The 12,923-nt window shown below is 64.6% G+C and carries 11 protein-coding genes and 1 pseudogene; 4 read left to right on the forward strand and 8 right to left on the reverse strand.

From position 1 onward, the window contains the following. Positions 1-848, reverse strand: a pseudogene (locus ACFP9U_RS18770) (transketolase); the annotation flags it as partial. A gap of 151 nt (positions 849-999) precedes the next feature. Between ACFP9U_RS18770 and ACFP9U_RS18775 the strand changes: the two are divergent. Genes ACFP9U_RS18775 through ACFP9U_RS18785 form a run of 3 tightly spaced genes read left to right on the forward strand, consistent with a single transcriptional unit; the run spans position 1,000 to position 3,014 of the window. Next, positions 1,000-1,767 (forward strand): DeoR/GlpR family DNA-binding transcription regulator, encoded by a 768-nt coding sequence (locus tag ACFP9U_RS18775; RefSeq protein ID WP_378623811.1) that lies wholly within the window; start codon positions 1,000-1,002, stop codon positions 1,765-1,767. A 2-nt stretch (positions 1,768-1,769) separates the two neighbouring features. After that, the gene (locus ACFP9U_RS18780; protein ID WP_378623800.1) at positions 1,770-2,534 is read left to right on the forward strand and encodes a triose-phosphate isomerase; all 765 of its coding nucleotides are present in this window, start codon (positions 1,770-1,772) and stop codon (positions 2,532-2,534) included. A gap of 15 nt (positions 2,535-2,549) precedes the next feature. Then, positions 2,550-3,014 (forward strand): RpiB/LacA/LacB family sugar-phosphate isomerase, encoded by a 465-nt coding sequence (locus ACFP9U_RS18785; RefSeq protein ID WP_322453503.1) that lies wholly within the window; start codon positions 2,550-2,552, stop codon positions 3,012-3,014. 320 nt (positions 3,015-3,334) lie between these two features. On the opposite strand, the gene ACFP9U_RS18790 is transcribed toward ACFP9U_RS18785, so the two are convergent. The 7 genes from ACFP9U_RS18790 to ACFP9U_RS18820 all read right to left on the reverse strand — a co-directional run bounded on the left by ACFP9U_RS18790 (position 3,335) and on the right by ACFP9U_RS18820 (position 11,931). Continuing rightward, positions 3,335-5,002: a glycerol-3-phosphate dehydrogenase/oxidase gene (locus tag ACFP9U_RS18790; RefSeq protein WP_378623802.1), complete on the reverse strand. Its 1,668-nt coding sequence runs from the start codon at positions 5,000-5,002 to the stop codon at positions 3,335-3,337. Next, on the reverse strand, positions 4,999-6,516 hold the full coding sequence (locus ACFP9U_RS18795; protein WP_378623803.1) for an FGGY-family carbohydrate kinase: 1,518 nt from the start codon (positions 6,514-6,516) through the stop codon (positions 4,999-5,001). The genes ACFP9U_RS18790 and ACFP9U_RS18795 overlap by 4 nt, the downstream gene beginning before the upstream one ends. Before the next feature lie 81 nt (positions 6,517-6,597). After that, positions 6,598-7,437, reverse strand: a complete 840-nt coding sequence (locus ACFP9U_RS18800) for a DeoR/GlpR family DNA-binding transcription regulator (RefSeq protein WP_322453506.1) — start codon at positions 7,435-7,437, stop codon at positions 6,598-6,600. A gap of 144 nt (positions 7,438-7,581) precedes the next feature. Then, a complete protein-coding gene (locus ACFP9U_RS18805; protein WP_378623805.1) occupies positions 7,582-8,547 on the reverse strand; it encodes a D-ribose ABC transporter substrate-binding protein in 966 nt (321 codons plus the stop codon). A 63-nt stretch (positions 8,548-8,610) separates the two neighbouring features. Continuing rightward, on the reverse strand, positions 8,611-9,702 hold the full coding sequence (locus tag ACFP9U_RS18810; RefSeq protein WP_378623807.1) for an ABC transporter permease: 1,092 nt from the start codon (positions 9,700-9,702) through the stop codon (positions 8,611-8,613). 22 nt (positions 9,703-9,724) lie between these two features. Continuing rightward, the gene (locus tag ACFP9U_RS18815) at positions 9,725-11,260 is read right to left on the reverse strand and encodes a sugar ABC transporter ATP-binding protein (protein WP_378623813.1); all 1,536 of its coding nucleotides are present in this window, start codon (positions 11,258-11,260) and stop codon (positions 9,725-9,727) included. An 11-nt stretch (positions 11,261-11,271) separates the two neighbouring features. Continuing rightward, positions 11,272-11,931: a DUF2291 family protein gene (locus ACFP9U_RS18820; RefSeq protein ID WP_378623808.1), complete on the reverse strand. Its 660-nt coding sequence runs from the start codon at positions 11,929-11,931 to the stop codon at positions 11,272-11,274. 737 nt (positions 11,932-12,668) lie between these two features. On the opposite strand from ACFP9U_RS18820, the gene ACFP9U_RS18825 reads away from it, so the two are divergent. After that, positions 12,669-12,923: FGGY family carbohydrate kinase (locus tag ACFP9U_RS18825; protein WP_378623810.1), on the forward strand; the 255-nt coding region annotated here is incomplete at its 3' end.

Consider the following 12,923-nt stretch of genomic DNA (forward strand, 5'->3'; position numbering starts at 1 on the left):
GCGAGCGTCCGCTCGTCCTCGCCCAGCGGCGCGCCGTGCACGGAAGCCTTGCCCGCCTTGTTGGGGGCACCGAGGCCGATCACCGTCTTCATGGCGATCAGCGTCGGGCGGGCGGCCTCGGCCTTCGCCGCCTCGATGGCACGGTCGATTTCCTCGACATCGTGCCCGTCACAGGCGAGAACCTGCCAGCCCGCCGCCTCGAAGCGCCCACGCGTGTCTTCGGTGAAGGCCTTGGCCGTGTCCCCGTCGATCGAGATCGCGTTGTCGTCATAAAGGACCGTCAGCTTGCCGAGCCTGAGATGACCGCCGAGACTGATCGCCTCCTGGCTGATGCCTTCCATGAGGCATCCGTCGCCGCAGAAAACCCAGGTACGATGGTCGACGATCTCATCCCCGAAGCCGGCCGCGAGCGAACGCTCGGCGATCGCCATGCCGACGGCGCCGGCGAGCCCCTGCCCCAGAGGACCGGTGGTAATTTCCACGCCCGCGGCATGGCCGTATTCTGCGTGGCCTGCCGTCCTGGCGCCCCATTGGCGGAAGCGCTTGAGCTCGTCGAGCGGCATGTCCTGAAAGCCGGTGAGATAAAGCAGGCTGTAAAGCAGCATGGAGCCGTGCCCGTTCGAAAGCACGAAACGGTCGCGGTCCGGCCAGTCGGGGCGAGAGGCGTCGAATTTGAGATGTCGGGTCCAAAGGACGGTCGCGGCTTCCGCCAGCCCCATCGGCGCACCCGGATGCCCGGACTGGGCGGCCTCAACGGCGTCCATCGACAGCGTGCGAATGCAGTTGGCGAGCGCGAACTGAGCAGCATTGCCACTGGCCCGTGCCAGCGCGCGGCTGTGTTGATTCATGTGCAGGTCTCCACTCCAGATCTCCCACGGGTTCGACGTGACGTTAGTAACTTATGATAAAAACCACAATATAAAATCTCAAAATCACATCTTTTGTGTTGCATGTCACGCGGAAGGTGTTATGGTTTCGAGGAATAGAAAGGCGCCGCAGGTGAAGCCGGAAGATCGTCAACACGACATCGTCGAGATGCTCGTCGAGGTGGGCTCAGCCTCGCTGGAGGAGCTTTCCCAGCGCTTCAGCGTCTCCAAGATGACCATCCATCGCGACCTCGACGAACTCGAGAAGGAAGGCCTCCTGCGCAAGGTGCGCGGCGGCGCGACCATCGAGGCGAGCGGCCAATTCGAAAGCGATTTCCGCTACCGTGCCCGCCAGGCGGCCAAGGAAAAGCGGCAGATCGCGCGGCGCGCGGCGCGGTTTCTGGAGCCGGGCATGAGCGTCATGATCGACGACGGCTCGACGTCCCAGAACCTCGTGCCCTTTCTCGTCAACAAGCGACCTCTCTCGGTCATCACAAACAACCTGGCGATCATCGAGGGGTTGTCCGGGGTATCCGGGATCGAGCTGATCACGGTGGGCGGCACCTATTCGCGCAAGTTCAACGGCTTCTTCGGTGTGCTGGCGCTGGCCGCACTCGAGAACCTGCGCGCCGATATCGTGCTCCTGTCCAGCTCCGCCATCGACGGGCGAACGGTATTTCACCAGGACCAGGAGGTCCTCGAGGTCAAGCGCCGGATGATTGCTTCGTCGGCGAGGCGCTTCCTCATGGTCGACCACGAGAAGTTCGGGCGCACGGCGCTGCATCTCATGACCACTCTGGACGTCTTCGACGGGGTGGTGACGACACGAGCCCTGCCCGAGACGAAGGCCAGGGCGCTGCTGGACCAGGGGGTCAGGCTTTATTTCGCGGAAGAGGAGTAGGCATGGCGGATACGCCGCAGGCTTGGATCGGTACGAGCTGGAAGATGACCAAGACACTCTCCGAGGCGATGGCGTTCGCCAGTGGACTCCTCCATGCGCGGGGTGATCCGCGTATCCAGCGCTTCGTCATTCCCCCCTTCACCGCCGTGCGCGAGGTCAAGGCTGCGCTCGCCGAAACCGATATCAAGGTCGGCGCACAGAACATGCACTGGGCCGAGCCCGGCGCCTGGACCGGCGAAATCTCCGCCGAGATGCTGACTGATTGCCGCCTCGACTTGGTGGAACTCGGCCACTCCGAGCGGCGGGCGCATTTCGGCGAGACCGACGAGACGGTCGGGCTGAAGACGGAGGCCGCGGTGCGGCACGGGCTGGTCCCATTGGTCTGCATCGGCGAGACCGCCGAGGACAAGGCGGCGGGCCGCGCCGATACGGTGCTCACGACGCAAGTCGAGGCGGCGTTGGGTCGGCTCGACGGCGCGCAGAAGACCAGGCCCATCCTCCTGGCCTACGAACCGGTCTGGGCTATCGGCGAAAACGGCACCCCCGCCTCGCCCGACTATGCCGACAGGCGCCACGCCCTTATCCTAGAGGTGGCACAGGCCATTGTGGGTCGCCGCCTGCCGTGCCTCTATGGCGGCGGCGTGAACACTGACAACTGCAGCGAACTGATCGCCCGCCCGCATATCGACGGGCTTTTCATCGGGCGCTCCGCCTGGGACATCAAGGGATATCTCGACACTCTGGAGCGTTGTGCCCGTGTCATGTAAGGAAAGGATGGCTCAATGAAGATTGCAGTCGCAGGAGACAGCGCTGGTGCTCCGCTTGCCAAGGCACTTGCGGAGCATCTGTCCGGCAAGGACGGGTTCGAGGTTTTCGAGGTAAGCACACCGCCTTCGGGCGACAGTGAATATTACGCCAATCTCTCGGACCGCGTGTGCCAGGGCGTACTCGACGGCACCTATGACCGTGCGATCCTGTGCTGCGGCACGGGCATCGGCGTGTGCCTGTCGGCGAACAAGGTGCCCGGCATCCGCGCGGCCCAGACGCACGATACCTATTCGGCCGAGCGTGCCGCGCTTTCCAACAACGCGCAGGTCATCACGATGGGCGCACGCGTGATCGGGACGGAACTCGCCAAATCCATTGCCGACGCCTACCTTGCCTCCACCTTCGACCCCAATGGCCGCTCGGCCGGCAATGTGAAGGCGATCGACGCCCTGGACGCCAAGTATCACCAGAACGCCTGATCTGAGCACGTTGGAGGCGGCGAGAAAGCCTCTCCGAAAGGCGTCGTGGCTGGAAGGCTGCCCGTTTTTGTTTTGGGTGCTGGAAAGATGCCGGTGCGAAGGCCGCGCGCGTAGCAGCCGCCCTCGTGGTTCGACCCTTCGGCAAGCTCGGGGCTCACCATGTGGTTCGACAGGCTCACCATGAAGGGCTTGGCGTCTGCGCTCAACCTTTCGACCGCAAAGCTGGCGGCGACGCAGGTCTGCCTTCACCCTCACCCTGAGCTTGTCGAAGGGCGAGGGTGAAGGCACGCACTGACGATTCCGCCTGAACCGATCCCGACCTACAGCGGTGCAAGGTTGCGCCGGCGCAACGTGTCGAGCGTCTCATCAAGCTCCGATCGCCGACGCCCTTCCGACCAGCCGAGCACGGTGCCGGCAATCCGCGAGATCGTGTCGAGATCATGCGCGGTAAGGCGCCCCGTCACCGCGAGCGTCGTGCGGCGGAGCACGATGTCGCCGAGATGCACGACCGCCTCGTTCCGCGCGATCCAGGCGATCTCGGCATGACTGACATCGGGCACATCGTCGAGGAAACGCGGCTCCTCGGCCGAAGCCTCCTCCCGCAGGAGTGCCGCGGCGGTGGTGCCGTAGCGCTCGAGAAGGGTTTCCACGCGCCCGGCCGGCAACCCGGTCTCCTTGGCGAGATCGGTCACCCAACGTCGGCGACCGGCCTCATCCGCCGGATAGTCGCGGCCGCCGCCGATGGGCAATTCGCGCGTCGAGATCCGGCGCTTGCGCCCGAGCCGCTCCAGGACGGAATCGGCCACTTCCTCCGCGAAGCCGCGGAATGTCGTCCACTTTCCGCCGACCAGCGATATGACGGGAAAGGGACGTCCAGCCTCCGGCGCGGCAAAAGGGGCGGAATGGTCGCGGCTGATCAGCCCCGGCGCCGTGCCGTCCGACGCCGGCAGGGGTCGAATCCCGCTATAGGCATAGACGATCTGCGCGCGGTCGAAGGCCAGCCCGGGCAAAAGCCTGCGCAGACTGTCGAGAAAATAGTCGACCTCCTCGTCCTCGCAGCGGACGTTGTCGGGATCGTCGGCGGGACTGTCGGTCGAGCCGACGAGTACACGGCCGAGATACTCGTAGACGAGGCAGATGCGCCCGTCGTCCGCTTCGAAATAGATCATCCGGCCGGCGAGCTGGCGGGCGAGCTCCTCGTGGTCGAGCACGATATGGGAGCCCTTGGTCCCGCCGATGAGCTTACCGGAAATGCCCAGAAGGCGGTTGACGCGATCGATCCAGGGGCCGGCCGCGTTGACGACGAGGCCGGGCCGGACCGTGAAAGCCGCCCCGTCGGGGGCTTCGAAAGCAAGGATCCCGTCCCGCTGGCCCTCGAGGCTCGTAGCGTTTCGCGCTTCCGACCCTGGATTGGCCGCCAGGCCGTCGCGGATCAGCTCCCAGACGAGGCGCTCCGGCGCGGTTACCTTGGCATCGTAGTACTTGCAGGCCGCCACGATCCGGGGTGTCAGTGCCGGCAGCTTCCTCAACGCAGCCGCCCGGCGCCAGAGGCTGTGGCGCGGCATCACCTTGCTGCGGCTGCCGTAGAAATCGTAAAGCGCCAGGCCGATCTTGACGAGAACGACACCGCGGCTGCGCGGCGCGCTTTTGGCGCCGAAAAAGGTCCTCAGCGCCGCTCCGGTCCCCTTCGTCCAGGAAAAGATGGGGATGATCGTCGGCAGCGGTCGCACCAGATGCGGCGCATTGCGCAGCAGAAGGTTGCGCTCGAGCGTCGATTGCGCGACCAAGCCGAACTCGCCCGTCTCCAGATATTTGAGACCGCCATGGATGAGGCGCGACGGCGCAGCGCTCGTGCCGGAGCCGAAGTCGTTCTTGTCGACCAGCAGGCAGTCGACGCCTTGCTCGCACAAATCGCGGAACAACCCCGCACCATTGACGCCGCCGCCGAGGATGACGACGTCGAAGGCCTTGTCCGTCCCGCTCGTCAAGCCTCGCCCTCCGATCCGAGCGCTTCGAGCTTCCGCCACACCGGACGAAGCGCCTCGACGGCCTCGGCGAAGACGGCATAGCGCCGGTCGTAGTCCGCGTGGCGGTTCATGTCCGGCGAATAAGTCCGGGTCAGTGCCGCAAGGTCGCGCGGATCGTCGAAGGGTGTCTTGAAGAGGCCCACGGCGGCACCGGCGCACAGCGCCGCTCCCCATGCGGCGGCTTCACCGGTGCGGCTCGTGGAGACGGGCACGCCGAGAACGTCGGCCATCATTTGTGCGAAATCCGGACTGCGCGACACGCCGCCCGTCAGCCGTGCCGCCTCGAACGGGAATCCATCCCGCAGCGCATCGACGTGATAGCGGTGGTTGAAGGCGATCCCCTCCAGCACCGCCCTCAAGAGGTCGCCGCGGTCGTGCCAGCCGTGCATCCCGAGGAAAGCCCCGCTGGCATTCGCCCCATGGGGAGAACCGAAGAGGAAGGGGTGAAAAAGCAGCGTCGAGCGACGCTCCAAGGCATCGCGGATTTCTGGTGCGAGCCTTTCGTGGATGGAGCCGTCGTCGGTGCCCGCTTCCGCCCGGCAGAGCGTTTCCAGGAACCAGTCGTAATTGGTGGTCGAGGCCGGTGAAATCGACATGCTGTTCCAGGTGCCGGGCACGATGCCGCTGCGGCAGAACCAGCGCGGATCCCTACAAGGCCGATCGGACACGATCTCGTTGATCGAGTAGGTGCCGGCCACCACATCCACCACGCCCGCGCGATGCCCGCCGATGCCCAGCGCCGAGGCCGTAACGTCGTGCAGCCCGGCCGCGACGGGCGTACCCGCCACGAGACCAGTCTGTCGCGCGGCCGCGTCGGTGACATGGCCGATAACCGCCGCCGGCGGGTCGATGGCCGGCAGAGCGCCGGCAAGCGCTTCGAGACCGAAGAGCTTCAGTGCGTCCGGTGTGTAGTCCTGCGTCGCAAGCTCGGCGAAGGCGGTGCTGGCTTCGGTGCGGTCCGTGCCGATGGTGCCGGTCAGGCAGAACCGCAGCCAGTCCTTGCAGGCCAGGATGTGTGCGATCCTTCCGAAACGGTCCGGCTCCTCCCGTGCGATCCAGGCGAGCAGTGCCGAGGGCGCTGCGGCGTGCGGTATCTGACCGGTGAGCTTGAGCGCGCGGTCGAAGAGATCGGTCTTGGACCAGTCGGCGACAAGGCCTTCAGCCCGGCTGTCGAGCGAGAGAATGCCCGCGCCAAGAGGTTTCCGATCCGCATCAAGCAGGTAGACGCCATCGCCATGCGCCGTGGCGGCGACGGCCGCGATGTCGCTTGCCGGCCGGCGGCTTTGCGCGATCACCGCAGCGATCGCCTCGGCGGCGGCCGACCAGAGGCCGTCCATGTCGCGTTCGACATGGCGCGGGCGCGGAATCTGCTGCGGCACCCGCCGCCGGGCAACGGCGATCTCCGTCCCGTCGCTGTCGAAAAGAACGGCCTTGGTGACGGTCAGGCCGCTGTCCAATCCCAGCAGGCTGGGCATCGCCCCACTCCTTTTCCAGATGGTTACAGGAAACGGTCCGGACGCCGCGGCGCGGCGCGGAAAGGACCGGCAGACACATACTTACGTGACGGGTGCCACCACCACGTTGATCCCATTGGCCCGCATCCTGTCGAGGTGCCGCTCCGGCGTCCTGTCGTCGACGATGACCACATCGAACTCGTTCAGGGACACCATGCCGTAGAGCGCGCGGCGCTCGAACTTGGAGTGATCGGCGAGCAGAATGCGCCTTGCCGACGCGTCGAACATCGCCCGCTTGGTGTCGACCATCTCCGGCGACTGGTGGAAGACCATGTCGTCGGTGATCGCGGCCATGGACAGAAAGAGCGTGTCCGCCCGGAGGCGGGAGATCTCGTTCGTGGTCATGCGGCCGATGAAGGCGTTGCACCAGTTGTGAAACTGACCACCGAGCCCGAGAAGGGAGAGGTCGCGAGTCCCCTTCAGCTCGTTCATGAGCGTCAGCGAATTGGTGATGATCGTCAGGGGAACCTTCTCCGGCACCAGCCTGGCCATCTGGAGCACGGAGGTGGAATCGTCCATGAAAATCGCCTGGCCCGGCTCGATGAACTGGAACGCAGCCTCGGCGATCGCCGCCTTCTCGGCCGACTGGCGGACGGAGCGATAGACGTCGCTCGCCTCGATCAGGCTCGTCGGCGCGGCCGACACGATGCCGCGGGTCTTGCGCAACAGACCGCGGTCGACAAGGTCGTCCAGATCCCGGTGCGCCGTCATCAGGCTGATGCCGAAGCGCTCCGTCAAGTCCTCGATCCGCATGGACCCCTCGGCCATGACCGTCTCGGCGATCATCTGCCGGCGGGCCAACTGGCGGGCCTGCCGAGAGTCGCTCGGCACTTCCTCGGCCATCAGCCGGTCCATCGCGGGGAGTACGTTACTTTCGTTCATCAGGCACTGCGCGGTCGAATGGATCGGAGGCGGCATATACGATCTGCCCCATCTGAATGGAGCCCAAACAGCGTATGGGGTCAAGCTGCTCAAGATCGTCCCGGCAGGCCTGCAAAGACCTGCCGGGAACAGGGCATCGTTCGCTCAGTTGCTCATGCCTTCGAGAACGAAGGGCGCGGTGTACTGATCGACGTTGTCGGGCGTGATCAGGACACAGTCGAAGAGCTGCTTCTCTTCCGCGACCATCGGCTCGCCGTTCTTGATGTAGTGATCGGCCTGGCGAACGGCCTCCTCGGCGAAAACGGCCACCGGCTGAAGTACCGAATAGGCCATTTCGCCGGCCTTGATGGCCTCGACCGCGTCCGGCGAACCGTCGAAGCCGCCGACGATGACGTCGTCGAGCATGTTTGCTTCCTTGAGCGCGGCAATCGCGCCAAGGGCCATCTCGTCGTTACCGCTGATCACGGCGTCGATGTTCGGGTTGGCCTGGATGATCGACTGCATCTTGTTGTAGCCCTGGGTACGGTCCCAGTTTGCCACTTCCTCGGCAACCTTCTCGAGTCCCGGATACTGGCTGAGAACCGTTTCGTAGCCGTTCGAACGGGTGGCAGCGTTGTTGTCGGCCGGGTTGCCGAAGAACTCGACATACTTGGCCTCGTCGCCGACGGCCTGGACCCACTGCTGGGCACCGAGAGCCGCCCCTTGTGCGTTGTTGGAGACGAGCTGAGCGGTTGCCAGGCCGCTCTGGTTGATCTCGGCGTTCACCAGGAAGACCGGAATGCCGGCATCGACCGCCTTGCGCACGGCACCGACCGAACCATCGGCATTGGCCGGATCGAGGATGATGGCCTTGGCCTGGTTGGTGATGGCGGTGTCGATCAGGTTGCTCTCGGTGTTGGTGTCACCCTTGTGCGCGCTCACATTCGCCTCGTAACCGAGCTCTTCCGCTGTGGCTTTGGCGACCTCACCTTCGGTGAACCAGTAGGGGTTGGAGGGATCGGTGACGATTATCGAGATCAGCCCCTGATCCTGTGCCCAGGCGCCCATGGACATGAGGGGGGTTGCCGCGAGCACGGCGCCGAACAGCAGGGTCGCTCTTCTTGTAAGCATGGTGTTTCACTCCCTTTGGGTTGTTGGAAAGCCGGTCGCCCGGCCGGACTTTCCGCAAGCGGATTACTCGGAAGCTTTCCCGGTTTGCGGAGAAGGCGTTGCGGCGACCGCCCGGCGGCGGCCGCGGTACTGAATGGAGTTCAAAAGCACGGCCAGAACGATGACCGCACCGGTGAAAACGGTCTGCCAGTAGGAAGACACGCCGATGATGACGAGGCCGTCGGAGAGGAAGCCGATCACGAAGGCGCCCAAAAGCGTGCCCCGCACGGTGCCGCGGCCGCCCATCAGCGCCGCACCGCCGATCACCACGGCGGCGATGGCCGTCAACTCGTATGTGGTGCCCGCCGTCGGACCGGCGGAGGTCAGCTGCGAGCTCAGGACCAGCCCGGCGATCGCCGAGCAAATGCCGGACAGCACGTAGACGGTCACCTTCACACGCCTCACCGGCACGCCGGACAATTCGGCCGCGCGCTCATTGCCGCCCGTGGAATAGATCCAGCGGCCGAGCGCGCTGCGGTTGAGCAGCAGGCTGCAGAGAACGGCGACGGCAACGAGCACGACGACGCCGATCGGCACGCCGAGAAGCCGGTTGAAGCCGAGCCATTCGAAACCGGTGTTGCCGAGCTCGGGACGTCCGCCAAGATTGTTGTAGGTGAGGCCATTGGTCATCAAAAGCGCGACGCCGCGCGCCACGTACAGGAGGCCGAGCGTGGCGACGAAGGCGGGAACCTTGAAGAATGCGACCAGGACGCCGTTGATCAACCCCACGAAGGCGCCGACAGCACAGGTCAGGATCACCACGACCCAGACCGGCGGATACAGGATCACGCCGAACATCTCCAGGCTCACGCCCTGCATCAGAAAGCCGGCGACCACCCCGGCGAGCGCCAGCGTCGAGCCGACCGACAGATCGATGCCGCCGGTAAGGATGACCAGGAGCATGCCGAGCGCCAGCAGGCCGAAGATGGCCACGTGCGACGACATGATGAGGAAGTTGTTCACCGAGAAATAGACCGGCGAAAGCATCGAAAAGGTGATGATGATCGCGATCAGCGCGAAGAAGGCCCGCCCTTCCAGGAGCATCTTCACGATGTCGAAATCGGCGCTCCTGATGCCGGCCCTGGCCTGGTTCGCGGCTGTGGTGGTGTCGCTCATAGGGTGACTCCGGTAAGCGTTCTTATATGGCGTTCACGGCCTCGCCGGAGGCTGCCATGATTTCTTCTTTTGACACGTCGCTCGAAAACTCCGCCGAAATCCGGCCCCGCCGCATGACGACGATGCGGTGGGCGATGCTCAGGCACTCGCCGACCTCGGAGGTGGAGAAGATAACGGCCAGGCCCTGCCGCGCGCCTTCGGCGAGAAGGCGGAAGACCTCGGCCTTGGCGCCGATGTCGATACCGCGGCTCGGCTCGTCGAGCAGGACGACCTTCGGGTTGGTGGCCAGCATCTTGCCGATGACGACCTTTTGCTGATTGCCACCCGACAGCGACCCGATCTCGGCCTCCCCGCCGGAGGTCTTGATCGTCACGTTCTTGATCGCGCGCTCGACGAGGGACCGTTCGCGGCGCCGCGAGATGATCGAATTGCGGGTAAACGCGCCGATGCTGGCCAGCGAAAGGTTCTTGCCGACCGTCATCGTCTGGACGAGACCGTCCCTCTGCCGGTCCTCGGGAACGAGCACAAGGCCCTCCTCGATCCGCTCGGCGATGGAAAACGACGAAACGTCCCGCCCGAGGAGGCTCACCGTGCCGGAAGCATTGGCAAGGCGCCCGGCGACGCATTCCAGCATCTCGGTCCGTCCGGCGCCCATCAGCCCGTAGATGCAGACGATCTCGCCCGCGCGAACGTCCAGCGACACGCCATCGACGAGGTTGCGGCCCTTCCGCGCTGTGTCGGGAACGGTCAGGTCCCGGATCGACAGGGCGACCTCGCCGATCCTGTGGCCCTCGGGTGGCGAGCCCAGGTCGAAGTTCTCTCCGACCATGTTGCGGACGATCCATTCCAGGCTGATTTCGCTGCGCGGTGCGCTCGCCGTCATCACGCCGTCGCGCAGCACCACCGCGTGATCGGTGATCTGCAGGGCCTCCTCGAGATGGTGCGAGATATAGACAATCGAAACGCCGCGGCTCTTGAGGTCGCGCACGACTTTGAACAGCACCTCCACCTCCGAGGCACTCAGCGCCGAGGTGGGCTCATCCATGATGAGGATGCGCGCGTTGACGGACAGGGCGCGGGCGATCTCGACGAGCTGTTGCTGGCCGAGCCGCAAATCCTCGACCAGGGTCAGAGGATCGATATCTTCCTCCAGTTCGCGCATCAGCGCCCTGGTCTGCTTTTCCTCCTCCGCGTAATCGACGCCGCCCGGCCCCATGATCTCGCGTCCCATGAAGATGTTGTCGCGAACGTTCATGTTGGGCGCGAGGCTCAGTTCCTGGTGAATGATCGATATGCCCAGGTCGCGCGCTTCCGAGGAGGAGTGGAAGGTGACCGGCCGCCCTTCCAGCACGATCTCCCCCGAGCTCGGCTGTATGACGCCGGACAGGACCTTCATCAGGGTCGATTTTCCGGCCCCGTTCTCGCCGAAGAGCGTGGTGACCTCGCCGCGATGGACGTCGAAATTCACGCCCTTGAGCGCGTGGATGTTGCCGAACGATTTGGCGATGTTGCGCGCCGAGAGAACGACGGATGACGTCTTCTCGCGGACGCCGTTCATGTCGTGCAGCGTCATTGGACGCTCATCTCGACCGGCGTCACGAGCCAGTTCTTCGGATTGATCAGCTTGAAGACGCCGGTGACGGTGATGGTCTTGCCGGTAAGATTCTCCGTGTCGATGTCGGCCAGGACCTGTCGCTTCATCTCGTTGTTGATGCCGGCGCCCGCGTTCTGATACTCGATCTGGTTGGTGAACTGCCCGAACGAGATCGTGCCGGTCGCATCGCGCAGATCCGTTCCGTTGATCGCCGGACCGGTCTGGACGCGGATCGTCGTCTCCCCGGGGACGCCCTCGACGGCCACCGTGTAGACGCCGGCGCGCTCCTCGCCCGCCACCCCGGTGAACCGCACCGGGACAACGGGGCCGATGCCGCCACCGACGCCATACTGCTGACCAGCGGCGGCCGCATCCTCGGCAACGGCTTCGGCCAGTGTGGACGCATCGACGGCGCGACTCAAAACGCTCTCGCGGATCTGCGGGAACATCTCCTCGCCGAAGCGCTCGGGCGAGAAGCTCCCTTCCCGCACGTCTTCCTCCGAGCCGATGACGACCACTTCGGTATCCAGGGCCATGGCCCCGACCAGCACGGCGACGGCCGCGGCGCCGAGAACGGCCTTCATGCTGAGCCCGCTTCGGCGCGGCGGTTGCGTGATGTCGGTTTGGGAACTCATGGGGAAACGCTCTATCGACCTGTTTTCAACCTGGGAAGACGCGGGCCGTGCCGACTTGCTGTCCTCGAAAGGTCAAGAATGAAGCGACCGGCACGCGGCCGCCGCCCGGACGTGCGGGCGCGCAGATATGGACAGCCTGTGAAACGGTGAAACCATCTTCTCAACTCCTCCCACACAACTCTCCCCGGAAAGTCCGCGTGCCCTTTCTCGGTCGTTACGAACCGGCACCGGCCGAGGTGGCGTGCGCATACTCCAGTGTTAAGTTTGTGATATCTTATGTGAGGATAGTGTTAGATTTCAAGAGCGCTGTCAATCGCCGAATTGCAGATGAGCGAGAATTCCCCACGAGCCTCCTCCACGCTCTTCCTCGCGAGATCATCCGTCCCGGGCGCCGGAGTCCCGATGGTTCGATACGGGGAGAAGCTGTCGAAAAGCCCTATTTCCGGTAGTCTACGCCGTTTTATGGCGACAGTTTGTCTCAAACTTCGCAGTTTTACGCCTGGATGATTTTATGCAGATGCGCAGAACTGGCCCGACAGGAGGCCCCGCCCACCATATGCTTCGACAGCCACCTCTTGTGTGATTTCATTGACTGTTTTATGTGATGTGAACTAGATTTCTAACACAGCCTGTTATGTGACGTTGACCGCATGGAACTGACAGGCGCTCTGCGCGATGCGGACGCCGGCAGGCGGACCCGCCGGCCAGGGAGGATGAATTGACACGGATTTTTCCACATGGCTGAGCCGGACATCCTCATCGGCATCGACGCAGGGACGTCTGTCATCAAGGCGGTGGCATTCAGCCTCACCGGTCGCCAGATCGCGGATGCCTCGGTCCTTAATCACTATCGGACGGCAGCGGACGGGTCGGCCTGTCAGTCGCTGGAGCAGACATGGGCGGACTGTGCGGCGGCGCTGCGCCAGTTGGGCGAGACGGTCGACGGCCTTGCCCGCCGCACTGCCGCCGTCGCAGTGACCGGCCAGGGCGAC

This window comes from Nitratireductor sp. GCM10026969, assembly GCF_042660605.1.
Classification (GTDB): Bacteria; Pseudomonadota; Alphaproteobacteria; order Rhizobiales; family Rhizobiaceae; genus Chelativorans.

Excerpts from the sequence above, each read along its gene's own strand:
- ACFP9U_RS18780 (WP_378623800.1), top strand. The coding sequence starts at position 1,770 with ATGGCGGATACGCCGCAGGCTTGGATCGGTACGAGCTGGAAGATGACC.
- ACFP9U_RS18800 (WP_322453506.1), bottom strand. The coding sequence starts at position 7,437 with ATGAACGAAAGTAACGTACTCCCCGCGATGGACCGGCTGATGGCCGAG.
- ACFP9U_RS18810 (WP_378623807.1), bottom strand. The coding sequence starts at position 9,702 with ATGAGCGACACCACCACAGCCGCGAACCAGGCCAGGGCCGGCATCAGG.
- ACFP9U_RS18805 (WP_378623805.1), bottom strand. The coding sequence starts at position 8,547 with ATGCTTACAAGAAGAGCGACCCTGCTGTTCGGCGCCGTGCTCGCGGCA.
- ACFP9U_RS18820 (WP_378623808.1), bottom strand. The coding sequence starts at position 11,931 with ATGAGTTCCCAAACCGACATCACGCAACCGCCGCGCCGAAGCGGGCTC.
- ACFP9U_RS18785 (WP_322453503.1), top strand. The coding sequence starts at position 2,550 with ATGAAGATTGCAGTCGCAGGAGACAGCGCTGGTGCTCCGCTTGCCAAG.
- ACFP9U_RS18795 (WP_378623803.1), bottom strand. The coding sequence starts at position 6,516 with ATGCCCAGCCTGCTGGGATTGGACAGCGGCCTGACCGTCACCAAGGCC.
- ACFP9U_RS18815 (WP_378623813.1), bottom strand. The coding sequence starts at position 11,260 with ATGAACGGCGTCCGCGAGAAGACGTCATCCGTCGTTCTCTCGGCGCGC.